This is a genomic window from Leptospira vanthielii serovar Holland str. Waz Holland = ATCC 700522, assembly GCF_000332455.1.
In the GTDB taxonomy this organism is placed as follows: Bacteria; Spirochaetota; Leptospiria; order Leptospirales; family Leptospiraceae; genus Leptospira_A; species Leptospira_A vanthielii.
Genome location: NZ_AOGY02000065.1, coordinates 45,881 through 68,047, shown reverse-complemented (window position 1 = coordinate 68,047; position 22,167 = coordinate 45,881). Strand labels below are relative to the sequence as shown.

Genomic DNA, 22,167 nt, shown 5'->3' with positions numbered 1-22,167 from the left:
TCTTAATCGATATAGTCTTTGAGTTTTTTGGAACGACTTGGGTGACGAAGCCTTCGAAGTGCTTTGGCCTCAATCTGACGAATCCTTTCCCGAGTCACCTTAAACTGATACCCCACTTCTTCCAATGTCTGCGCATACCCATCATCCAAACCAAACCGCATCCGAATGACCTTTTGTTCCCGAGCCGGAAGTGTTTGTAAAACCTGACGGATTTGTTCAGAAAGGATAGAAGATGCCGCAGAGTTCAGTGGCGAGATCACTTCCTTGTCTTCGATGAAATCTCCGAGTTCCGAATCTTCTTCCGAACCCACAGGGATCTCGAGAGAAATTGGCTCTCGGGCTACGTTTTTCACAGCCTTAACTTTTTGAACAGGCCAGCCGAGTCGTTCGGCAATTTCATCATTGGACGGGTCACGGCCAAACTCTCGGACAAAGAGACGAGTTTCCCGAATCACTTTGTTCACTTGTTCGATCATGTGAACAGGCACTCGGATGGTTCGTGCCTGGTCAGAAATTGCACGAGTGATGGCTTGCCTAATCCACCAAGTAGCATAAGTAGAAAATTTATAACCTTTTTTATATTCGAACTTATCCACAGCGCGGATAAGACCAATATTTCCTTCTTGGATGAGATCAAAAAAATGCATTCCACGGTTGGCGTAACGTTTCGCAATAGAGACCACCAAACGAAGGTTTGCTCGCACAAGTTCTCTTTTCGCTTGTGCAATTTCTCTTTCGCCTTTGATGATTTTTTCACCCCAGTCTTTAATTTCGCCAACAGGAGATCCAGCTTCCTGTTCCATACGACGGAGTTTTCTTTCGTTGTTGCGAATGTCTTTGATGACTTCCCGAACTTCATCAATATCACAACCCATCATCTTTTCGATTTCATCTAAGTTTTCATTTTTTTCGATGAAACGGTTGAGGGCTTTGATTTCACGAACATCATGTCCGTATTTGGCTTTGATTTTAAGGAAATGCTTTTCAATTTCCTTAACACGGAAAACCATCGATTTGATCTTTTGAGAGATCTTTTGGATTTCTTTTTGAGAAACACCAATTTTACGAATGGCTTCGTCAATTTTTCCGGTGGATAAATCAATTTTTTCTTTGAGTTCTTTGAACTTCTTCGAGTTCTCAGAATACTTACGAATCCTGTTTGTGGATTCGTTTAATACTTTTTCATCCTGTTGGATGAGTTCCATATTTTCAAAGAATACTTTTTCCAATTTGTCCGCTTGCTCTTGGTTGAGTGCGTACATTTTGTCCACTTTTACAAGGTCATATACCTTGATCTTTTTGGACTTAATCTTTGGAATGAGTTTTGCAAAGTTTTGGCGTAGTATTGAAGAACTAAGAATTGTTTCTTCAATGATCTTTTCACCCTTCTCAATTCGTTTGGCAAGAAACACTTCTGTTTCTCCCGAGATAAGGGATACTTTACCAATTTCTTTTAAATATAGGCGGATGGGATCTTCGGAACTTGAAGAAACACTGGACTCTCTTTTTTTACGTGCAGGTTTCTCTTTTGTTTCTTTGTTTGTCTCTTCTTTGGTCGTTGTCAGGGAACTAGATTCTTCCAAAGATTTTTTGGAATACTCTTCTACAATTTCAATCCCCATCTCGTGCAACAAAGTAAAGACATCATCGATCTTTTCGGAATTTAAGATTTTATCCGGAAGTATTTCATTAATTTCATCATAAGAAACCTCTCGATTTGCTTTTCCGATCGAGATGATCTTTTGTACTTCTGGTAGGCTTGCTAGATTTTCCATTCTACCTCTATCCTCTTTAAACTTCTAACGTTTGGATCGTTCGGAGATACACGGATCTCTTATTTTTTTCACTTTTTAACAGTGAAAGTTCTGACAAAAGATTGTTCTTTTCTTCAATCGTTAAGTCAGGTTTGGCCATCTCTTTGACAAGTTCTTCCATCCTTGCGTCATCCAACAAATCCGCATGGTAAAGAAACATCCCTTTAAAAAGCCCTGGGCTTGTCGAATCATCGGCCGTAAAATGTTCGGCAATCATTCCCAGGTATTCCGAAGGAATCTCTTCCCTCGAAAGAATTTCTGCAGCTGTTAGGTTCTCATTCTGCAAATACTTAGTATATAAATAGTCCCAAAGAAAGGCAGATACCTCATCCCGAAACTCTAATGTCAGCAAATCATCAGCGAAACTAAAAAGTTCCAAATTCTGAATGAGCATGGCGATCATCTTTCGTTCACAAACCAAAATGGGGGAAACTTTTCCCGGTTTGGCCTGTGTTCTTTCCTTCTTAGTATCGACCACGGAGGGGGTCGAAGTTACCCCTGGTTTGCCACGAAAGTCCTGAAAAAGGGAAGAAAACGAAAGTCCGAGTTGGCGTGCCCCCTCTTCTAAATAGACCTGTTTGTCCGTTTCCTTTTCCATGGGGCGCAAAAATTCGAAGAGTTTTTTGACACTGGCTTGTTTTTCTTCGGCAAGGGAAGTAGGACCTGCCCCGCCGAGAACTTCTCGGATCATAAATTGTGAGGCAGGAGCCGCCGCTTCGAGTAAATCACGAATTTCTTGTTTGTTGTGGTGGAGGGAATAATCAAAAGGATCTTTTCCTTCCGGAATATGACAGACTTTTACACTCACCCCCTCTTTCGAAAGGAGATTCACTGCCCGAAAGGCACCTTTGGTTCCCGCTTTATCGGAATCCATCATTAAGTATACTTTGTCCGCCAGATTCTTCAATATACGAACATGCCCTTCCGTAAATCCAGTTCCGAGAGGAGCGACAACAAACTCAATCCCTTTGCGAAAGAGTCCAATGGCATCAAACACACCTTCGACGATCACGGCTTCTCTCGTTTTCCGAATGCTATCTTGTGCTAAATTTAAATTATAAAATGTGCGACTTTTGTCGTAGATCAGAGAATTCGGACTGTTGATGTATTTAGCTTCTTCTGATTCACCCAAAATTCTTCCAGAAAAGGCAATCACTCTTCCTTTCGTATCAATCACCGGAAACATAATGCGACTGCGAAAAAAATCATAAGGATCTCTATTTTGGTCTTGCCGTTTGAGAAGTCCTAACTGTTCACCTAACTTCACTTCGGTTTCTGTTTTAAACAAATCTTGACGTAAATTCCCAAATCCAGGAAGACCAAATCCAATTTTAAAAACTTTTAAATCTTCGGCATATATTCCACGAGATTCTAAATATTTAAGTGCCACTTCGCCGGCCTGGGTATTTAAATTCTTTTGAAAGTATTCTAAGGCTTTTTGCGAAATTTGGTAGAGGGCTTCTTTTTTACGATCGGACTCTTCTTCTTCTTTGGTTCTTTCTACAAGAGGAATGCCAGAATAATCAGAAAGAATTTCCAAAGATTTGAGAAAGTCTACCTTCTGGTAGTCCATCACAAAACGAAATAAATCCCCAGACGCTTTACATCCAAAACAGTGATAGAATCCACCTTCTGAATTTACATTGAAGGAGGGAGTTTTTTCATTATGGAATGGGCAGATACCCACAAGATTTCTTCCCATACGACGTAAGGGAACAAATCTGTTGATGTATGAGTCAATGGAGACTTCTCTGCGAACTCTTTCTTTAAAACTTTGGTAAGGATTCACAGTATAACAGTATTAACGGGCGCTAAGTGCTTGTTTTGCGAGGGAGGATACCTTGGAGCCGTCTATATTTTGTCCTTTAAATTTTGCCATAACTTTACCCATCACCTTTCCCATATCCTGGGCTCCGCTAGCATTCAATTCTCCAATGGCTTCTGCAACTGCCTTGGAGATTTCTTCATCGGAGACTTCTTCTGGAATATAACGAGAGATGACTTCTGCTTCCTGAATTTCTTTGCTCGAAAGATCGGGACGATTGGCTTTGTCATATTCGACTGCCGTGTCCTTTCTGCGTTTGAAATTAGATTTGAGGATCTGCATCACAGCAGTATCCGTCAGCTCGGAAGCACCGGTTTTGGTTAATTCATATTGAATTTCCGCTTTCAAAAGACGCAAAGTTCCCAGGACGGTTTCATCCTTGGCCTTTAACGCCGTCTTTAGATCGGTATTGATCGTCTCTTGAAGGGTCATTCTAAAACCGACTTAAAGATTAAAGTTTATCTTTTTTAGCGAATAGTCTTTTCTTTTTGTCTCGTTTGCGTTTCGCAGCTTCAACAGCTTTCTTTTTCACAACGCTTGGTTTTTCAAAGTATTCTCTACGTTTGATTTCGCTCATAATACCAGCGTTTGCACAATCTCTTTTGAACCTTCGAAGCGCAGCCTCGATTGATTCCCCTTCTTTTAAATAAATCCCTACTTGTGGGGTCATAGACAAACAACTGTCCTTTTGTAAAAATGGTCTAGTTTTGACGGTAACGGAAAACGCTCTGATTTGTCAATTCAGCCGAAAAACAAATCAGAAATTTTCGATAAAAATGGAAGAAAACCGGGAATCATCAGCCAAAATCTCCCGATCGATGGGAAAAATCTTCAGCTTGTAGTCCAAAATCAAATGTTTGGACGGAAAATAGAGAGATCCAAAGCGGTGGTTAGCACCATCAAGAGTTTCTCCTGGGCAGAATAGAAAGTAAGAACGGGGGTTTAGTTGGAAATTGAATTCGTTTTCCCGGGTCTCTTTGTGTAAAGTGGCTGTGACTTCCCGAAGAATCTCTTGGCTTTTGACAACGCCGAGGGGTTTGAAAAAAGGCGAAAGGTCTTGGAGATGGAAAAAAGCAATCACTCCCGAATGTACATCAGCCGAGAAGGAACGTTCCATTTTCTTTCGGATCGGATCTGTGATAGTTAGGAAATCGAGAAGGTTCTTTTCTCGTAAGGAAATCCCCGTGGCACAAAAGGTCAACACTTGGTTAGAAAGGTCTTCCCAGTTTCGCATCGAAAGTTCCGGTTCCACTTCTTGGGCCACCAGGACAAAAACGGGAACCTCTCCTTCAGGAAGACGCATAATATTGATTTTAAAGTCCTTTCCTTTTTCCGAAAAAGTCCCTAAGGATTTTGGATCCATATATTCTAGGTTTCGAACAAGATCCGAGATTTGTGTAGAAACAAGACTGCGAAGCCATTCCTCTTTTTCGGTTTGGCCAAATTCATAGACAATCTCGCCGGCAAGATACACCCAACCCAAATGGGCGCCCACACTGGCAAAACTAATGCCAAGACGCCTAGAATGGTAATCTGTCATTTGCATGGAGGGGGAAGTACTTACATGAGTTGAATCTATCATCGGAATCTAGTTTTAGTATCGGTTGGGACTTCACCAATCAAAAGGAGAAAGGATTGCTCCTGACGTTATGCCCCCAAAATGGTGTAAAAACTAATCGGGGAACCTGTGAACGCAACACCGAAACAAAAAAAACTTATCTCTCTATCGCAATTCATTCTAGAAGAGCAACTCAAAATCCCTCATGCCTCCGGAGAATTTACAGCCCTACTCAGCCACCTAGTCTATGCGGCCAAAATTGTGGGCCGAGAGGTCAGAAAAGCGGGACTTTTGGACGATATCCTGGGTGCCACAGAAGACACCAATGTCCAGGGCGAAACCCAAATGAAACTGGACCAATATGCAGACAATGCCTTCAACCAATCCCTAAAGATCTGTGGCCACCTTTGTGTCCTTGCCAGTGAAGAACACGAAAACATCATTCCCATCCCTGGGGGTTACAATATCGGAAAGTATACCATGGCGATCGATCCCCTGGACGGATCTTCGAATATTGATACAAATGTTTCTATCGGTACTATTTTTTCCATCCACCAACGTTTAGAACCCAACTCCAAAGAACCGGGGACGGAAAAAGACCTTCTCCAACAAGGCCATTTACAACGTTGTGCAGGATACATCATTTACGGATCGTCCACCATGCTTGTTCTTTCCACAGGAAAGGGAGTCTCAGGTTTTACCTTAGATCCGAGTGTAGGTGAATTTCTATTGTCCCATCCCAATATGAAAATGCCAGAATCAGGAGATATTTATTCTGCCAACGAAGGGAATGCTTCTTATTGGTCCCCGGAAGTCCAGGCCTACCTCCAAAAGATCAAATCCATTGAAGGCGGCAAAAAACCAAAAACAGCTCGTTACATTGGCTCACTTGTTGCGGATTTCCATAGGAACTTACTCAAAGGGGGAATCTTCCTCTATCCTAATGATACAAAATCATCAAAATATCCGAACGGAAAACTACGTTTGTTATACGAAGCGGCCCCAATGGCTTTCATCGCTGAACAAGCGGGAGGAATGGCGGTAACAGTGAAAGGAGAACGAATCCTAGACCTAAATCCGAAAGACCTTCATGAAAGAACAACGCTCATTATTGGGAGCAAAAAGGAAGTAGAAGAATTCCTTACGTTCATTCCCAAGGCATAATTTTCAAAACAAATACAGAAATTTCTTTCATTGGAAATGATTATCGGGTAGTTTTGGCAGAATTAAAAGATTTTAGGAGAAAACTTTCAATGAATAAAAAACTACTCGTTTTAATTCTTGGTGTCACTATGGCTTCTGGGCTTGCTTTCTGTAAAAAGGAAGAACCAGTTGTTGAAGAAAAAATGGAATCTGTTGAAGATGCAGCTAAAAAAGTAACTACAGAAGTAGAGAAAAAAGTAGATGCAGCAGTAAAAACTGCAGAAGCAGAAGCTAAAAAAGCAGCAACAGGCGCGATCAACGACGCAACTAAAGACATTAAAAAACCAGCAGGTTTCTAATCATCTTTTTCTGTAAAAGAAAACCAACCGAGTTTCGGTTGGTTTTTGTTTTTTAAGCCCACATACAGTTTCAAAATTCTCTCTACTTTAATTCAAATCTTTCGTTCCCAACTACATTTCCACTAAGAGTCAGTATACTTGATTTTTGCATGGAGTTCTTCCTCTAAAGCACATTTGGGATAGGTTCCTACATCAAGAGAGGTTCCAATATGGCCAAAAGGATCTTGTGGTGAAATGATCCGTAAATCCCAACCGTTTACAATCCAAGGGCATTGGTAATTTTTGTCCTTACAAAGAATCTGTGCTGCTTTTGGTTTTGGATAGGCCCAAGCAGAAGTGGGAAACTTACATTTGTTTTCAATTTCTGCAATCGTACGAATACGTTTGATTGCCTGGTCGAATTCTTTAAAGCGGTCAATCATTGGATCAGCCAGATCCTTACGGAAAAGTCCCTTCTCTGCATTGTAAGTAAACATAACAAGGAGTTTTTCCGAGACATGTTCCTTCTCGGTTGTTACCTTCAAATTTTCCATGATATAACGAGCAATCTTTAATGCATCTAAAGTGACAGCTGCGGTATCATCTGCATACTCACCTGCGTCTTCTTCATCATCACTGGAATCATCTTCCATTCCACTCCCTGCAAGTAGGTCCTGGTTTAATTGGTGTTTGCGTAAGTCCTCTACATTGACTGTGGCAGGAACAACACCAGGAATTTCGAATCCATTCGAACCATGGTTATTGATAGCACTAATGACTTCTTCTGGAAGATTGAGTTTCCTTGCAATTTCCAAAGAGAGGTTGACTGCAGATGAAAGCGACGAACCCAAAAAACTTTGTTTGTACAATCCTTCTTTAGATACTGCAATATCTGCACAAAGACCTGCAAGGAAACTGAAGCGGTTTACCATCTTAAAGCCGTATTGTTTTTGAATCACAGATCCTAAACTTAAAAGCCCAAAGTCAGCTAAGTGATTAAAGAACTCTTTGTGGCTGAGTAGAATTCGAAAAAAAGACAGTGCTAGGGATTTAGAATAAAAGGCATTTTGAATGATGCCTTTGAGGCTTGCCATTCTTTCCGCATTTTGTTCATATAAGTGAAAAATAAATTCATTGGATCTATCTTCGATTCGGCTAAGGATGGCTTTCGAAAGAACCATTCGAAGCATTCTCATCAAATCCTTTGACATTGCCAACTTAAAGGAAGGGATGTAGTTTCCTTCCATCCCTTCCAGTTTCTTTAAAATGTTTTCTTTTATGGCAACTTTTTCTTTGATTAAGATACTACCATTTTTATCTACAACAGGTTCACTGAGAGATACAGAACCTAACAAATCATAATCAACGGCAAAATTTCTAAATTCATTGAATTCTAAGAATTCGATACCAGCATTCGTAATTTTCATAAAGGTCCTAAGGAAACTGTCTTTAACGATCCTTCTGAGAGCAAGATTTTTGCTTTCATTCTCCGTCTAAATGGTGTAGTTTTTTACTGGTTTTGGAGGTTCTAGTTGGTTTCTTCTGTCCCAAAAGACTCACAATCTGTGAGCGAGTTGAAAGAGTTCTACAGACAAATGGTACTTATACGAAAGTTTGAGGAAGCCGCCGCCAAAGCCTATAGTGTAGGAAAAATTGGTGGGTTTTTGCATTTGTATATCGGTCAAGAAGCTGTTGGGGTTGGTTCCATTGCCGCCCTCACCCCAAAAGACTATATTGTTTCTACCTATAGAGACCACGGCCATGCTTTGGCTAGGGGTCTAAATCCAAAACCTCTGATGGCAGAGTTATTTGGTAAAGCAACAGGAATCTCAAAAGGTAACGGTGGTTCCATGCACTTTTTTGATCGCAACGCTCACTTTATGGGAGGGCACGGAATCGTAGGAGGACATATCTCTCTTGCTGCCGGCATTGCCTTTGCTTCCAAATACAAAAAAGAAGATTCCGTTACGATCTGTTTTTTTGGGGAAGGAGCAGCAAACATCGGTTCCTTTCATGAAGGTTTAAACCTAGCTGCCATTTGGAAACTCCCAGTAGTTTTTATTTGCGAAAACAACCATTATGCGATGGGTACTCCCGAATACCGTGCCCTTGCTGTCAAAGATGTTTCTGTCAGAGCTTATGCTTACGATATGGCACGGGATCATATCGAAGGCGATGAGGTAAGGAAAGTAAGAGACCACGTTCAAGTAGCAGTCGAACGAGCTCGTCGCGGCGAAGGCCCCACTCTCATTGAAGTTTCTACTTATCGTTTCCGTGGCCATTCCATGTCTGACCCGGCAAAATATAGAACCAAAGAAGAATTGGATGCTTATAAAAAGAAAGACCCCCTAATGCGTGCTCGTCACGAACTAGAGTTAGGAGGGATAAAGACAGAAGAATTAGATAAAATGGATTTAGAAATCCAAACCCAAATCGATGAGGCATACGAGTATGCGGAGACCTCACCAGAACCACCTCTCTCTCAACTACACAAGTATGTGTATGCGGAGGACAAATAGATGGCCATACTTACCTACAGAGAAGCATTGAACCGTGCTATGGTTGAGGAGATGGAAAAAGATCCATTGATTTATTTAATGGGAGAAGAAGTGGGCCACTACCAAGGTGCTTATAAAGTTTCCCAAGGAATGCTCGGCAAGTTCGGAGAGGAACGTGTCATCGACACCCCAATTTCAGAAAATGGATTTGCGGGAATTGGAGTGGGTTCTGCCATGGTGGGTCTACGTCCTATCATTGAGTTTATGACTTGGAACTTTTCTCTCGTTGCCATTGACCAAATCATCAACTCCGCAGCTAAAATCAATTATATGAGTGGGGGCCAGTTCCCGATGCCGATTGTCTTTCGAGGAGCCGGCGGTGTGGGGGGAAGACTCGGTGCCCAACACTCACAAGCCTTTGAATCCTGGTATGCCCATTGCCCGGGCCTCAAAGTGGTTTGTCCTGCAACCCCAAAGGATGCTTATGGCCTACTCAAATCATCCATCAGGGACAATAACCCCACGATCTTTATCGAATCAGAAGTGTTGTATGGGGCCAAAGGAGAAGTCCCCGAACAAGAATTCACCATACCTCTAGGACTTGGGGAGATCAAACGAAAAGGAACAGACATTACGCTTGTTACTTGGTCAAGGGCCCTTGTGTTTGCTGAAGAAGCCGCTGCCCTCTTAGAAAAAGAAGGAATTTCAGTGGAAATAGTGGATCTCCGCAGCTTACGTCCATTAGATGAAAATCTCATTTATGAATCGGTAAAAAAAACAAACCGTGCGCTGGTTGTAGAAGAAGGTTGGCCAGTAGCTGGATTTGGGGCACAAATTGCTTACCTCATCCAAAAAAATGCCTTTGCTTATTTGGACCATCCCGTCGAACGAGTGACACAAATCGATGTACCTATGTCTTACGCTGCCAACTTAGAACGAATGAGTTTGCCCAATGCAACAAGAGTTGCCGATACCATCCGCGAGATGTTACAGTAGGAGAACCGTAATGGCAAAGATCCAAGAAATGACCCAACTTTCCCCAACTATGGAGGAAGGAACCATTGTAAAGTGGTTGAAACAAGAAGGAGACTCCGTATCTCCCGGCGACATCATTGCCGAAGTAGAAACTGACAAAGCAGTAATGGAAATGGAAGCCTTTGAAACCGGAGTGATTCTAAAAATCTTGCACACCGAAGGCGCCAAACTAAAGGTAGGTGAAGCACTTGCAGTGATTGGAAAACCAGGCGAAGACATTAACTCTTTGTTAGCTGGAATTCCACAAAAAAGTTCTTCCGTCCCAAGTCCAAACCCAAAAGCAGTAAATCCTAAGGAAGATACAAATCCTACGCCGAAAAATCAAACACCAGAACCAAATGCAGATTCGGTGGTAGTTTCCTCTGTAAAAGATACAAAAGGTTTGACTTCGCAACCAAAACCGCAGTCACCAAACCCCAAAGAAAACGGTGCGAGTGTGGGAGTCTCCGCAAATCGTGGGACCTTACGAGTTCTTGCTTCCCCTTTGGCTAAGTCCATTGCCATGGAACATGGAATCGACTTACACACAGTGATTGGAACGGGTCCCGAAGGCCGAATCACAAAAAATGATGTTCTTGATACATTGAACAAAGGAACAAGCTCCAGATCTTCCAATGTAGTTGCTTCTCGGTCGGATGAAGTGGTGACACTCAATGGAATGCGTAAAACCATTGCCAAACGTCTTACCGAATCTAAACAAAATCTCCCCCACTTTTATTTGAATGTAGATGTGAATGCCAAAGCCATGGAAGGATTCCGAGCCGACCTTTTGGAATTCCAAAAACATTTAGATCCGGAAATACAAATGAAGGTCAGCTTAAATGATATCATAGTCAAAGCCACTGCGGCGGCTCTGAGACTCCATCCCAAGGTGAATGCCAGCTTCCAAGGAGATTCCATTTTGCAATTTGGTCGTGTGGATATCGGGATTGCCGTCTCGCTCGATGGAGGTCTATTAACACCTGTCATACGAAATGCAGATATAAAATCCATTTTAGAGATTTCCAGAGAAGTGAAGGAACTGGCAAAAAAAGCACGGGAACGAAAATTGAAACCGGAAGAATTTTCGAATGGAACCTTTACCATTTCGAATTTGGGAATGTATGGGATAAGCATGTTTACGGCCATCATCAACGAACCGGAGAGCGCCATCCTTGCGGTGGGTTCTGTGGAAGAAAAACCGGTTGTGGAAAATGGAGCCGTAGTTGCGGGTAGAGTTTTGTCTCTGACCCTTTCTTGCGACCACCGAGTGATCGATGGTGCTGTTGGGGCCGAATTCCTAAAAACCCTAAAGACCCTTCTCGAACGTCCGAGCCTGATTGCGGGTGTTATTTGAAACTAGGAGATGTTAAACTTAAGCGGCGAAAAAATCGGCACTTTGGATGTCAGCGACGGGAATCCGCACCACACCATTGGCTAAGTTCCCGATCACTACATCGTCCATCATTTGGCGATTTTTATCGAGTTCAATGCTTTGTCCGTCTTTGAGGTGGAGAACGATATCGATTCCCCGGTAGTGGATGTATCTTTCGAGAGTGCTTTTGAATTTGTGTGCTTTGTCCATCTGGTTTTGATTTCCTTATCTTTCTAACTTACAAAGGGTATCGTACGTTTTTATGAGACCTTTAGAAAATTTTGTCTCATTAGATAAGTTTTTTTTGACAGTATCAGGAAACCGGGAGAATTATGTCACATGAAGCCTGAGAACCCCACATCCGCCACTCCTGGCGTAAGGAAAGCCGCCCTACTCCTTTTATCCCTGGGCAAAGAGAGGGCCGCCGATGTTCTCAAACACTTAGATGATGCAATGCTTGAAGCTGTCATTTTGGAAATGTCCAAAATCAGGTCGATCTCCAAGGAAGAACGCGAAGTCATCCTAAAAGAATTTCATAATACTATCGAAGACTTGAATGAAACCACATCCGGTGGACTGTCTACTGCCAAATCCCTTTTGGAACATACGGTGGGCACGGAAAAAGCCAATGTGATTTTAAAGAAGATCCATAAAGAAGAAACAAAGAATGATTTTGAATTTTTGAACCAAGTGGATCCGGGTGTTTTGCAAGGAATGCTCGGAACCGAATCCCCACAAATCATTGCTGTAACACTCTCTCACCTAGATCCCAAAAAAGCCGCCGATGTTTTGAAACTTTTTCCCAAACCAGAACAGGCCAAAATTGCCGTGCGGCTCGCTACCACATCCAAAACCCATCCGGACATGATCCAAAACATCGCTCGGATTTTGAAGAAACGGTATGAAGAAAGGGACAAACAGGAATACTCCGAAGCCGGTGGGGCTCATGTCCTTGCGAACATTTTGAACTTTATGGAAAAAGGGGCAGAGGAAACGATCCTCTCCGAATTGGAAGAAACCTCCCCCGATGTGGCAGACCTTGTCCGTGAAAAACTTTATACCTTTGAAGACATCCTTTCCCTTGATAATAAGGAAATGCGAATCCTCATCAATAGGCTCGCCGATGATACTTCCATATCTCTTGCCATTCGTGGAGCTGGGGATGAGATTCGAAAAAAATTCTTAAACAATATGAGCCAAAACCGTGCTGAAGATATATTAGACATTCTTGATATGAAACCACGAGTCACCTTACGAGAGATCAACGAAGCAAGAAGTAAGATTGTGCAAGTCGCACGGGTCTTAGAGGATGAAAATCAGATTTTATTTAAAAAAGAGAAAGAAGAGTATATTGAGTGAGGGGAAAAACCGATGGCGGAGTTGACGGGGCTCGAACCCGCGACATCCTGCGTGACAGGCAGGCACTCTGACCAACTGAGCTACAACTCCATCGGAATAAAAACCAAGGTATAGAATCGACTTCGAGAGTCAACACGGTTTTCATTTGTTTTCTTGCCTTTCGTTAGAATTTTTAGAATCTGGCATTGGTTCTATGCAAATCGAAGAAAAAAAAGCCAAAGACCTTTTCCAGGATCGAATCTTTACTCTATCCAATTTTCTATCTGTATTTAGGGTATTGTTACTCCCCTTTTTCTTCCAAAGTACTTTCGACTATGCACATAACCCAGCAAACCTGCATGCTTTCTTTGCCTCCATTTTCTACGCAATGGCAGCCGTTTTCAGTGACTATTTGGATGGCCTCTTTGCTCGTCTCCTCCACCAAGAAACAACCCTTGGCAGATACCTAGATCCGGTTTGCGACAAGCTGGTAACACTGGGCGGACTCTTTGTGGTTACGATCCATTTTGATTTTCCCAGTTGGATCCTCATTGTCTATTTTATCCGCGAGGTTTTAGGTGTTTGGCTTGGTGGGTATTTGTATTTAAAGAGAGGATTACAAGGACGACCTAATTGGTGGGGAAAATTTGGAGTGGGAATCGTAGCAGTGTCGGTGATTTGGTATATGTCATTGCCATATTTTTTACAATTCGGCGCACCCTATGAATTTTTAATGTATCCTGTGATCTCCGCTTATGTTTTACTTTTTGTTCTCACTGCTGGAGTGATCGCCTATGTCGTTCGGTATTGGAATATTGTTTTCCATCCAGAATCTATAGAACTAGATCCTGAAAATAAAAAACAGGCTAGGAAATACCAAAAGATCTAATTGGATTTTGATTTCTACTCATGATTTAAATTGCCAAAACTTTCGGAGTCAAAAACAAAAAACCAAAAGTAGAAATCATATATCCTTATACTTGAAAAAGTATACTTTTTACTAGAATGTTCCTTGAATTTTTTATTTCAAAGTGCCAGTTCTTTTTCGGCGAAGTAAATACCACTCATACAAATTTTGTCCAGTTTCCACCCAAACAAATTCCGCATAATGATAATAAGCTCCATCGGCTGCGTTTAATGTAAGTGCTGAATAATTTTTAGGATTTTCATATACACCTTTTGCTATATCCAGAGACATTTCAGTCACAGCACCTGTCGCAATGTGTTTGTATTTAGTTAAAACTTTTCCATCAGTTGCTTTGGCTTTTGCATCAGTAATTTCAAGTTTTTTCATTCCCTTGGACTGTAAGTAAGAAAGAAATTCCGGTTTCCCTTGGGATTTTCTAGCATCGGCCATTTCCCAAATGGCATTTTTTCCTGAATTATTATAAACGTTCACATTGGCACCGGCTTCTACTAATACCTTTACCAATTCAAAATCAGAATTACGAACTGCATTCCATAAAGCTACGTCATAGTCTGGCGCAAAAGTATATTCGCGGTATCCGGCGATGTTTGGATTAGCCCCTTTTGCCAAAAGTAATTTTGCAATTTTTGCATTGGCTACCCGGTCAAGCGCTGTCCTAGCACCCCAACGAAATTTCATTCGGAACGGTCCAATACGATCGGTATAATCACATTCTTTAGAACGGTTATCCACTTTGGCACCTTTATCAAGTAGAAGTTTAACGAGACTTTCATCCCCTTCCATTGCGGCAATGGTTAAGGCATGAAAACAGTCCGAAGTTTCGTTCACGTCGGCACCCTCTTCAATCATTTGTTTGGCTTTATCAAATTTACGGTCTTCGATTGTGTAGGGCAAACTGGAACAAGCAATGAATCCCCATAAAACTAGGAGTGGAAATATTTTTTTCATTCCAACATCCTACTTTACTCTTTCGCAAAGCAAGTGAAAATTTGAAGGATTTGTTGGGATATGGTTTACACTTTGCCCCTGTTAGGAGAGAACTCCGGTCAATTTCCAGATTTCTTTTCGAGACAGATTAGGATTTTTTTTTTAGTTTAACTCTCTGTTTCGAAATTTTTTCAAATTCGCGAAGCCGTATTCTCAATATTTCCAATGATTCTTTAATCACCGCCTTACCGTGGTCAGTATCGATTTCTTTTGCAAATCGAAGAATCATTCCTGTTGTATGACTGAAATAGAGAGCAAAAGGACGGACTTCCGATTCTTTTAGCACTGGAAGGCAACGGATGGTTGTTCTTATAATTAAATTAGCATTTCTATATGTGTCACGATTGTCTTCTACTACCAATTCGGGAATGGCCCGGACTCCTGCCCAAAGATTTGCCAAAGCCGGATCTTTCTGAAAAAAATCGATGAACTGTTTGAAGGCTTTTTCCGCTGCCACTTCCAATTCTTTAATTGTCCGAACAGGATCCAGAATTCGTTTTGTTTCCTGATAAAGTGAATCATAATATTGATTCATGATGGATAACAATAAGGCGCTTTTTCCTGGAAAATATTGGTATAAGGAACCAATTTGAATTCCTGCAGTCTGTGCAATCTCTCGCATACTAACAGAATCGATTCCCTTTTCTCCAATTAAATCCCTAGCTGTTTTTAGAATGAGTTCGACCCGATCCCGACTCCTGGTTTGAACAGGTATTTTTGACTCAAGACTCATAAGAAAAGGAGATTTCCCGGGGTTATATTTGCACTTCTTTTTTTGATCTAAGTCTCATTTTGTATTTGACTCATTCTAAATAAAGAGCATTGATCATATTTTCATGAGCATTGCTCATGTTAAGAATGGGGACAATATGGAACTAAAAAACAACCAAAATATAGATTCCGAAGGAATCATTGATAAATCTGATACAATCTGCATCGTTGGTGCGGGTCCCGCAGGTCTTGCTATGGCAAGATCCCTTCTCTCTAAGGGAATTCCATTTCAAGTATTTGAGAGACATAGTGATGTCGGTGGCATTTGGGATATAAAAAATCCTGGTTCCCCTATGTATGAAAGTGCTCATTTTATTTCCTCTAAATATCTATCCAATTATTTCGACTTTCCAATGCCTGATGAGTATCCCGATTATCCTTCGAACAGACAAATTCTGAACTATCATAGAGAATTTGCGAAGGTTTATAATCTTTATCCTAATATCCAATTCAATACAGAGATCAAACAAATCAAAAGAGTAGACAAATATTGGTTTGTTGAAACTGGTTCTGGCGAGAAGTATCTATTTGGCGGAATTGTCTGCGCCAGTGGAATTACGTGGTCGCCTAATATTCCAACGATCGAAGGACAGTCAAGTTTTACTGGCAAAATTCTACATAGCGTAAACTATAAATCTTCCCATTTGTTTCAAGGAAAACGAGTCCTTGTGGTAGGTGCAGGGAACTCGGGATGTGATATCACCTGTGACGCAGGTGCGAATGCGGAACAGGCATATATCAGTGTTAGACGAGGATACCATTTCATTCCAAAACATATTCTGGGAAAACCTGCGGATGTTTTTGGTGATGGTGCCCATTGGATTCCCAATTGGCTCTCACAATTTGTTCTCGGGAAATTATTGAATCTACTGGTTGGTGATTTAACTAAGCTTGCTTTACCTGCGCCTGATCATAAAATTTTCGAAACACATCCTATCATCAATGATCAACTATTACATAATTTACGACATGGTGATGTGATTGCAAAACCTGATATAGAAAAATTAGAAGGTGATTTCGTGATCTTTAAGGACGGATCAAAGGAAAAGATTGATCTCATCATTTTGGCAACCGGTTATAACTGGTCGATCCCCTATATGGAGGAAAGTTACTTTCAGTGGAAACAGGGAAGACCGGAACTTTACCTTACTTTATTCAACAGAAATTACGAAAATTTATATGCGCTTGGTTATATGGAAACAGACGGCGGTGCCTATAAAATGTTCGATGAAATGGCAAATTTGATCGCTTCGTATATTGATGCAAATCGAAAGGGAAATCCTTCGGCAAAACGGTTTGCCCAACTGATTCAAAACGATCGCCCATTGCTCAATGGGAACATCCAATATCTAAATACAGGTCGCCACTCAGTCTATGTCAATCAGGTAGCATACAAACAGTATAGATCCAAAATCCAAAAGAAAATGGGATGGCCAGAATTAAAACCAGGACAATTCCAAGACCTAATGTCTCCACAAGTTCCTCCTGAAAAAAGCTAAATGGCTTAAGAAATGTATGGCGATTGAGTGACCAGATGAAGACTGTCAATTTACTTTTTGATAGATTGAAAACTAAAAAGAAAGATATTCTTTTTAAGAATTTGTAGATATGATAAAAATGGTGATTTTTGGGATAATAGATCCGACTCAATTCCAGGAAGTATATTCCTGGTAAAAAACTAAAGCTACTATCCCAAACGTCGTTAACGTCTTTTTTTCTTTCTTGCGACTTTCTTTTTCGCTGCTTTTTTCTTAGCAGTTTTCTTTTTCGCTGGTCTCTTTTTGGAAAGAGCCTTCTTAACTTTTTTCTTAGCCGCTTTCTTTTTCTTCGCTACTTTTTTCTTTGCAGCTTTCTTCTTTTTAGGAGCCGCTTTTTTAGCTTTTTTCTTCGCTGCTTTCTTTTTTGCTGCTTTTTTCTTCTTAGGAGCCGCTTTTTTAACCACAACTGCTACTTCAGGAGCAGGTTCTTCTTGAATCTGTGGAATCTCTATTGTTTCGTTTTCTTCCATACATGTAACCTTATGAAGATAGTATCAAATCTTCCTTATTGGTACGATAACAAAGCGAGGATTATTAAAAGTAAATTCATTTTTGTATTGATTGCAATAAGAAGTGTAATTTCTCGAAAAATGAATCTTTTTTTACGAATTTATTTACCAAGAAGGTAATCATATCTAAAAAACAATACAGGCAGAATTCACCTAACCCATAAGATACGATTTCACTCAGGGCCTTCTGGCCTTTCACTTTATGATTCATTCGATCTATTTTGTAACCGATGGATTTCATTTTGGTATTCTTCGGCTTTGTCGGGTCTTTTAGACTTTTTATAAAGACGGGCAAGGATTTTGATTACAGGGATTACGTCAGGTTTACGACTATAAATCCGCTCTGCCATATCAATGGCTTCTTCGATCAGACTTGCTTTTGCATATTGGATGGCACCATCTAGGATCATTTGGAGTCCTGATGGATGAGTATTAGAAAAATTCTCGGCCGCCCTACCTGCCTCTGCAGGTTTCTCCAATTTACGATACACTCGGTGCAACAATTTCCATACGGCGGGGTCGAAAGCATATAAATCAGCATACGTTGTGAGAAGGGTCAGAGCTTCGGAGTCATTGTTTTTTTTCAGGAGGCGAATTGGTTCTTCCAAATTTAGCTCTCTTGTTTTTGGATCTACTTGTGTTTGCGGTTGGAACCGAATGCTGAGTAAGGAGAGATCATCTGTGAGTTCCCCAATCTTTTGGAGGCGAAGTCCCAATCTTTCGATATCACCTTCGCTTTCTTCGACCTGCCTTAAGATAGAAGTGTGATCCATATTGATCACTCGATTCGCTGTGGCATCCATTCCCATACCCAGGTCATCTCGTCCATCAGAGCCAATGATGATTGTGTCTCCAGGCCGAATCCAACAGGTTTCAATCCGAGCTTTGTCTTTTTGCATCCCTAATTTAAAGTTCGTTGCCTCTTCCGATAAAAAATCGGCATGCCCATCACGAAACCGAATGGGAAATGGATGTTCTGCATTGATATAATATAAAAAACCATTTTCCTCATCTACCAACCCCAAAAGAAGGGACATGGACATAGAACCATCAAAACCTTCGAATACATCATTCAGATCATTGAGGGCGGTATGTAACCATCGTTCGGGAAAGTATCCCGAAAGAATTCCTTCCCTATGAGTTCGTTCAATCAAAGCACGAAAAGCTGTTCCAAAAACAAGAACTCCCCCTGCCCCTTGCATGGATTTTCCCATGGCATCGCCGTTGGCAAATACACAATAACTGCGGCCACGCAAAACAATTTGATCTGCTACACAAATATCACCACCGAGTTCATACTCTTTGTTTTTGAATTGGAATGCTTTTTTCTGTTTGATATAGGATTGGAACTGCACTGATTGGGATCGAATCCGAATTCCAGAAAGAGGACGAGTGAGTAGTGAGGTTAAATAATAATCTCCGTCTTGTTGGTATTTCAAACGACTCACTTCTCCAATCGCATCTTCGTAAGAACGATTGAGTGTGCGTAACATAAGTCCGAGTAAAAATAAAATCGATATCCCTGTGATGAGGAAATCTTCACTTCTTGCTTTCTCAGAGGAATAATCAAAAAACCATTCGGGATGAATTCCTTGGGTATAATTCACACAAAAAAGAGCCACGACAAAAAATACAATGGCCAACCAATCAAATTTATTTCCGAGGATGAGCATATTCAAAACAAGGATAGGAGCAAGTAACATCACATTGGCGCTTACAATCCCTCCACTGTACTGAATTTGTAAGAATGATGTTAAGGAACTGATGATAAAGGTAGGAAGGATAAGGATTTGAAACTGGTGTTGGAACCGTGCAAGATAATAAAAAATACAAGCAAACCCAAAGGCTACCCATAAGGCAATCAGTCCTCCGATTTCAAAACCTTCTCGAAAGAATTCTGAAGTAAGCCCGACACCCATAGCCACAATGCCCGCAAGGAGGGTTCCATTCAAAATCCGATGCCGCATTACAAAACCTTCGGTGGGACCTAGAACAAAGGAGACAAACAGAGCTAAAACCTTTTTGAACTTTCTAAAGAAAACACCAAAGTTTGTTACTAACATGAATTATCTCCCTTTTCGCAAATGGCAAGAAGTGGTAAAACCCCACTTGGCCTCTTTTAGAAATCAAAAGGCAGCGAAGGCATCACTTCTGGCGTAAGGGGTAATTTGACAAAAAACCGACAAATGTCGACTGTTTTTTACTTGGGTCTTTTCTTTTCTGCGAGGGCCCAAGGGTAAGGAATCTATTTTCTGTATTTTAAAAATTCAGGAAGATAAGATCGCAGGTAAGCCACGGCAGCTCTTCCGGCTTCACTTACCATCTCTTCGGTGATCTCACCTTGTTCCCGAAACGAGTAGCGAAAAACTGAATCAATGAGTGAAACAGCAATCCCCACCTTACGAGCCATATCTGGTAAGTCTGGAATTACAAATCGGTCTTCGACTTGGGACAAAGCCAATTTCGCAATGGTAGAATCTAGTGCCTTTCCTACATCTTTGGTCTCTTCATTGCGAACTCCATACACCACTCGCATCAGAGCTAAGTCCTCCCTGACAACAGATGCTGCTTCTCTCGCAAGAAAATGTACATAATCTTGCCAAGTTTCAAATTCCGAGGTATCCACTCTTTCTAACCTTGCAGAAACCAATTCAGAATGAACCAAACGAAGACCAAGATACAAGGCTCCCATATTAGGAAAAAAATGATAGGCTGAGGCTCTGGGAATTTTCGCCCGTTCACAAACTCTAGCAAAGGTAATGGAAGAAGGATCTTCCTCTCGCAGAAGTTCCCGAAGGGATTGGACAAGGAGAATCCGACGACTATGGTCCTTTCCTCTATCCTCATCCTTTTTTGCAACAGAGGTTTTGGTATCCTTCCCCGGTATTTGTTTTGGCTTAGAACTTAGCATCAAACTCGACAAAAGCCGAGTTTTTGGAGAATTTCAAGCAAAATCTAGTCGTAAATAGAAAATATAGTCGACAAATGCCCGATCATTGCTAATTTATAATCGACAGATGTCGGGTTTTGGTTAAAATCAATTCCTGGGGAAGAGGGAGAAAGTCATGAAAGATGCAAAAATAGAGACAGTAAAGAAGTCCATGCTCGCCGCCTGTATTAAGTTAGCTGACCTAGGATTTTTAGCGGGAGTCGGCGGAAATTTAGCAGTTCGTATTGATTCGGAACTAATGGCAGTTACTCCTTCTGCCACTGATTATTATACGATGAAACCAGAAGATCTTTGTATCTTACAAATCAAAGATCTAAAAATGGTAGGAGGTACCAAACAACCAACGACCGAAAGTGGCCTTCATGCTTCGTTTTTTAGATTGAGACCAGAAATTGAAGTCAGTTTACACACCCACCAACCACTGGCCAGTGCCGTCTCCTTACTTGGTTTGGATATGGATATCGAGTCGAGCGAAGGCAAAAAAAACATCGGACCCTTTATACGCATTGTATCTTACGCTCCTTCAGGAACTTCCTTTCTTGTCAGGGCTTTTAGAAACAGAATCATTAAAGAAACCAATGGTTACCTACTCAGAAACCATGGTCTTGTTTGTGGTGCTTTCACACTCGACCAAGCGATCGCCAATGTAAAGTTAGTGGAAAAAGAAGCGGCTCGGTTTTTACGAAACAGAATCGAAAAAAATACCAACTTAACCTCTATGCCAAACGAGATGAAAGAACAGTTACTCTCAGCACTATCACATTAGATTAGAAATATTAGAATCCACTGGTTACAAAAACCGATCAAAAAAGGAAAACGAAAATCATAATGAAAGTTAGCACTTTTAAAAAAAGAAATTCAAAAGTCGAAACATCCTCCGATAGAACCGAGTTAAATCATTTATGGCACCGCCTTGATTCCAAAGGTCTTTTACAAAAACACAAAGCGGACCTTTCCTTTCGCCTTCCAGGAAAAGGTAGTTTTCTATTGATGCACCGAACTGAGGGCAAACAATCAAAACTTGAGACCGAAGAATTTCCCATAGAAAATCCCACTGCCTTTCTGAAATTGAATTCGAAATCGGAGGAAAGATTGGCAGTGATCCGTTTCCATGCCAGCTTTTATTCCTTACGACCAGATGTAGGTGCTATCGTTTGTTTCCAACCAGTTTGGAGTTCCTTACTAAATACTCTCGATCATCCACTCCCCTTAGTTTTTGATGAGCAGTGCCGCCAACTCGGAGCACCGGTGGAAATGATTCCAAAACGAATCGATGGATCCGTTGCAGCGGGGCCCATTGTCCTTTCGGGAGCCAATGCCTTTCTCCAGGACCAAGGAGTGGTGATCACAAGTGTGACTCGCGACAAAGCCATTTACAATTGTGAGTTAATAGAGAAATGTTCCAAAGCCTATCTATTAGCACACTCCACGGGAAGTCCGATCCGAAGGATTCCTTGGTGGGTGCGTTTGATTGCAAAAAGTCGACTCATCAAAGACGAAAGAAAAGCCAGTGCCGCCTATTCTCGAGGTGAAACACCGACTGGGTTTAAGGCATATTAGGTGACTGCAATTCGGCCACTC

General features: G+C 41.3%; 22 protein-coding genes and 1 tRNA gene. 10 read left to right on the top strand and 13 right to left on the bottom strand.

What is annotated here, in order from left to right:
* Nucleotides 1-2: 2 nt before the first annotated feature.
* The 5 genes from rpoD to LEP1GSC199_RS15235 form a co-directional block, all read right to left on the bottom strand.
* Nucleotides 3-1,775, bottom strand: a complete 1,773-nt coding sequence (rpoD, locus tag LEP1GSC199_RS15255; RefSeq protein ID WP_002986950.1) for an RNA polymerase sigma factor RpoD — start codon at nt 1,773-1,775, stop codon at nt 3-5.
* Nucleotides 1,776-1,791: 16 nt separating this feature from the next.
* Nucleotides 1,792-3,603 carry a DNA primase gene (dnaG, locus tag LEP1GSC199_RS15250; RefSeq protein ID WP_002987443.1) on the bottom strand — a complete coding sequence of 604 codons (1,812 nt, stop codon included), beginning with the start codon at nt 3,601-3,603 and terminating at the stop codon, nt 1,792-1,794.
* A gap of 12 nt (nt 3,604-3,615) precedes the next feature.
* Complete coding sequence (locus tag LEP1GSC199_RS15245; RefSeq protein ID WP_002987263.1) at nt 3,616-4,071, bottom strand: GatB/YqeY domain-containing protein; 456 nt, start codon at nt 4,069-4,071, stop codon at nt 3,616-3,618.
* A gap of 19 nt (nt 4,072-4,090) precedes the next feature.
* A complete protein-coding gene (rpsU, locus tag LEP1GSC199_RS15240; protein ID WP_002973784.1) occupies nt 4,091-4,309 on the bottom strand; it encodes a 30S ribosomal protein S21 in 219 nt (72 codons plus the stop codon).
* 87 nt (nt 4,310-4,396) lie between these two features.
* Nucleotides 4,397-5,185, bottom strand: coding sequence for a hypothetical protein (locus LEP1GSC199_RS15235; protein ID WP_002987077.1), 789 nt, complete (start codon nt 5,183-5,185; stop codon nt 4,397-4,399).
* Nucleotides 5,186-5,326: 141 nt separating this feature from the next.
* Here LEP1GSC199_RS15235 and fbp point away from each other — a divergent pair, with 141 nt between their 5' ends.
* On the top strand, nt 5,327-6,361 hold the full coding sequence (fbp, locus tag LEP1GSC199_RS15230; RefSeq protein WP_002987080.1) for a class 1 fructose-bisphosphatase: 1,035 nt from the start codon (nt 5,327-5,329) through the stop codon (nt 6,359-6,361).
* A gap of 53 nt (nt 6,362-6,414) precedes the next feature.
* Nucleotides 6,415-6,699 (top strand): hypothetical protein, encoded by a 285-nt coding sequence (locus LEP1GSC199_RS15225; protein ID WP_232420804.1) that lies wholly within the window; start codon nt 6,415-6,417, stop codon nt 6,697-6,699.
* Nucleotides 6,700-6,821: 122 nt separating this feature from the next.
* On the opposite strand, the gene LEP1GSC199_RS15220 is transcribed toward LEP1GSC199_RS15225, so the two are convergent.
* Nucleotides 6,822-8,105, bottom strand: a complete 1,284-nt coding sequence (locus tag LEP1GSC199_RS15220) for a hypothetical protein (protein WP_002987469.1) — start codon at nt 8,103-8,105, stop codon at nt 6,822-6,824.
* A gap of 105 nt (nt 8,106-8,210) precedes the next feature.
* Here LEP1GSC199_RS15220 and pdhA point away from each other — a divergent pair, with 105 nt between their 5' ends.
* From pdhA to LEP1GSC199_RS15205, 3 genes are read left to right on the top strand one after another with little or no spacing between them, the layout of a single operon-like run.
* Entirely contained in the window at nt 8,211-9,197 is a 987-nt protein-coding gene (gene pdhA, locus LEP1GSC199_RS15215; RefSeq protein WP_002987407.1) for a pyruvate dehydrogenase (acetyl-transferring) E1 component subunit alpha, read from the top strand.
* Complete coding sequence (locus LEP1GSC199_RS15210; protein WP_002987280.1) at nt 9,198-10,172, top strand: pyruvate dehydrogenase complex E1 component subunit beta; 975 nt, start codon at nt 9,198-9,200, stop codon at nt 10,170-10,172. It begins immediately after the preceding gene.
* A gap of 10 nt (nt 10,173-10,182) precedes the next feature.
* Entirely contained in the window at nt 10,183-11,547 is a 1,365-nt protein-coding gene (locus tag LEP1GSC199_RS15205; RefSeq protein ID WP_002987147.1) for a pyruvate dehydrogenase complex dihydrolipoamide acetyltransferase, read from the top strand.
* Nucleotides 11,548-11,565: 18 nt separating this feature from the next.
* On the opposite strand, the gene LEP1GSC199_RS15200 is transcribed toward LEP1GSC199_RS15205, so the two are convergent.
* Entirely contained in the window at nt 11,566-11,775 is a 210-nt protein-coding gene (locus LEP1GSC199_RS15200) for a hypothetical protein (RefSeq protein ID WP_002987008.1), read from the bottom strand.
* A 129-nt stretch (nt 11,776-11,904) separates the two neighbouring features.
* On the opposite strand from LEP1GSC199_RS15200, the gene fliG reads away from it, so the two are divergent.
* Complete coding sequence (fliG, locus tag LEP1GSC199_RS15195; RefSeq protein ID WP_002987461.1) at nt 11,905-12,924, top strand: flagellar motor switch protein FliG; 1,020 nt, start codon at nt 11,905-11,907, stop codon at nt 12,922-12,924.
* Nucleotides 12,925-12,937: 13 nt separating this feature from the next.
* Here fliG and LEP1GSC199_RS15190 read toward each other — a convergent pair.
* Nucleotides 12,938-13,014, bottom strand: a tRNA-Asp gene (locus LEP1GSC199_RS15190).
* Between the two features lie 103 nt (nt 13,015-13,117).
* Here LEP1GSC199_RS15190 and LEP1GSC199_RS15185 point away from each other — a divergent pair.
* Nucleotides 13,118-13,792: a CDP-alcohol phosphatidyltransferase family protein gene (locus tag LEP1GSC199_RS15185; protein WP_039927098.1), complete on the top strand. Its 675-nt coding sequence runs from the start codon at nt 13,118-13,120 to the stop codon at nt 13,790-13,792.
* A gap of 132 nt (nt 13,793-13,924) precedes the next feature.
* Here LEP1GSC199_RS15185 and LEP1GSC199_RS15180 read toward each other — a convergent pair whose 3' ends face one another.
* Nucleotides 13,925-14,779, bottom strand: a complete 855-nt coding sequence (locus LEP1GSC199_RS15180; RefSeq protein ID WP_002987162.1) for an ankyrin repeat domain-containing protein — start codon at nt 14,777-14,779, stop codon at nt 13,925-13,927.
* Between the two features lie 127 nt (nt 14,780-14,906).
* Entirely contained in the window at nt 14,907-15,551 is a 645-nt protein-coding gene (locus LEP1GSC199_RS15175) for a TetR/AcrR family transcriptional regulator (RefSeq protein WP_002987087.1), read from the bottom strand.
* 136 nt (nt 15,552-15,687) lie between these two features.
* Between LEP1GSC199_RS15175 and LEP1GSC199_RS15170 the strand changes: the two genes are divergently transcribed.
* A complete protein-coding gene (locus LEP1GSC199_RS15170; RefSeq protein ID WP_002987389.1) occupies nt 15,688-17,088 on the top strand; it encodes a flavin-containing monooxygenase in 1,401 nt (466 codons plus the stop codon).
* A gap of 203 nt (nt 17,089-17,291) precedes the next feature.
* On the opposite strand, the gene LEP1GSC199_RS15165 is transcribed toward LEP1GSC199_RS15170, so the two are convergent.
* The 3 genes from LEP1GSC199_RS15165 to LEP1GSC199_RS15155 all read right to left on the bottom strand — a co-directional run bounded on the left by LEP1GSC199_RS15165 (nt 17,292) and on the right by LEP1GSC199_RS15155 (nt 20,547).
* Nucleotides 17,292-17,597 carry a hypothetical protein gene (locus tag LEP1GSC199_RS15165; protein ID WP_002987122.1) on the bottom strand — a complete coding sequence of 102 codons (306 nt, stop codon included), beginning with the start codon at nt 17,595-17,597 and terminating at the stop codon, nt 17,292-17,294.
* A 239-nt stretch (nt 17,598-17,836) separates the two neighbouring features.
* Nucleotides 17,837-19,699, bottom strand: coding sequence for a PP2C family protein-serine/threonine phosphatase (locus LEP1GSC199_RS15160; protein WP_002987322.1), 1,863 nt, complete (start codon nt 19,697-19,699; stop codon nt 17,837-17,839).
* Between the two features lie 182 nt (nt 19,700-19,881).
* Complete coding sequence (locus tag LEP1GSC199_RS15155; protein WP_002987393.1) at nt 19,882-20,547, bottom strand: TetR/AcrR family transcriptional regulator; 666 nt, start codon at nt 20,545-20,547, stop codon at nt 19,882-19,884.
* A 154-nt stretch (nt 20,548-20,701) separates the two neighbouring features.
* Between LEP1GSC199_RS15155 and LEP1GSC199_RS15150 the strand changes: the two genes are divergently transcribed.
* On the top strand, nt 20,702-21,352 hold the full coding sequence (locus LEP1GSC199_RS15150) for a class II aldolase/adducin family protein (RefSeq protein ID WP_002987229.1): 651 nt from the start codon (nt 20,702-20,704) through the stop codon (nt 21,350-21,352).
* 62 nt (nt 21,353-21,414) lie between these two features.
* Nucleotides 21,415-22,146: a class II aldolase/adducin family protein gene (locus LEP1GSC199_RS15145; RefSeq protein ID WP_002987107.1), complete on the top strand. Its 732-nt coding sequence runs from the start codon at nt 21,415-21,417 to the stop codon at nt 22,144-22,146.
* The last annotated feature ends 21 nt before the right edge of the window (nt 22,147-22,167 follow it).

Coding starts and splice junctions, on each gene's coding strand:
- LEP1GSC199_RS15180 (WP_002987162.1), bottom strand. CDS start 14,779: ATGAAAAAAATATTTCCACTCCTAGTTTTATGGGGATTCATTGCTTGT.
- LEP1GSC199_RS15145 (WP_002987107.1), top strand. CDS start 21,415: ATGAAAGTTAGCACTTTTAAAAAAAGAAATTCAAAAGTCGAAACATCC.
- LEP1GSC199_RS15160 (WP_002987322.1), bottom strand. CDS start 19,699: ATGTTAGTAACAAACTTTGGTGTTTTCTTTAGAAAGTTCAAAAAGGTT.
- LEP1GSC199_RS15175 (WP_002987087.1), bottom strand. CDS start 15,551: ATGAGTCTTGAGTCAAAAATACCTGTTCAAACCAGGAGTCGGGATCGG.
- LEP1GSC199_RS15150 (WP_002987229.1), top strand. CDS start 20,702: ATGAAAGATGCAAAAATAGAGACAGTAAAGAAGTCCATGCTCGCCGCC.
- LEP1GSC199_RS15155 (WP_002987393.1), bottom strand. CDS start 20,547: ATGCTAAGTTCTAAGCCAAAACAAATACCGGGGAAGGATACCAAAACC.
- LEP1GSC199_RS15220 (WP_002987469.1), bottom strand. CDS start 8,105: ATGAAAATTACGAATGCTGGTATCGAATTCTTAGAATTCAATGAATTT.
- LEP1GSC199_RS15165 (WP_002987122.1), bottom strand. CDS start 17,597: ATGGAAGAAAACGAAACAATAGAGATTCCACAGATTCAAGAAGAACCT.
- LEP1GSC199_RS15245 (WP_002987263.1), bottom strand. CDS start 4,071: ATGACCCTTCAAGAGACGATCAATACCGATCTAAAGACGGCGTTAAAG.
- rpoD (WP_002986950.1), bottom strand. CDS start 1,775: ATGGAAAATCTAGCAAGCCTACCAGAAGTACAAAAGATCATCTCGATC.
- LEP1GSC199_RS15205 (WP_002987147.1), top strand. CDS start 10,183: ATGGCAAAGATCCAAGAAATGACCCAACTTTCCCCAACTATGGAGGAA.
- rpsU (WP_002973784.1), bottom strand. CDS start 4,309: ATGACCCCACAAGTAGGGATTTATTTAAAAGAAGGGGAATCAATCGAG.
- LEP1GSC199_RS15235 (WP_002987077.1), bottom strand. CDS start 5,185: ATGCAAATGACAGATTACCATTCTAGGCGTCTTGGCATTAGTTTTGCC.
- LEP1GSC199_RS15185 (WP_039927098.1), top strand. CDS start 13,118: ATGCAAATCGAAGAAAAAAAAGCCAAAGACCTTTTCCAGGATCGAATC.
- LEP1GSC199_RS15210 (WP_002987280.1), top strand. CDS start 9,198: ATGGCCATACTTACCTACAGAGAAGCATTGAACCGTGCTATGGTTGAG.
- LEP1GSC199_RS15200 (WP_002987008.1), bottom strand. CDS start 11,775: ATGGACAAAGCACACAAATTCAAAAGCACTCTCGAAAGATACATCCAC.
- fliG (WP_002987461.1), top strand. CDS start 11,905: ATGAAGCCTGAGAACCCCACATCCGCCACTCCTGGCGTAAGGAAAGCC.
- LEP1GSC199_RS15170 (WP_002987389.1), top strand. CDS start 15,688: ATGGAACTAAAAAACAACCAAAATATAGATTCCGAAGGAATCATTGAT.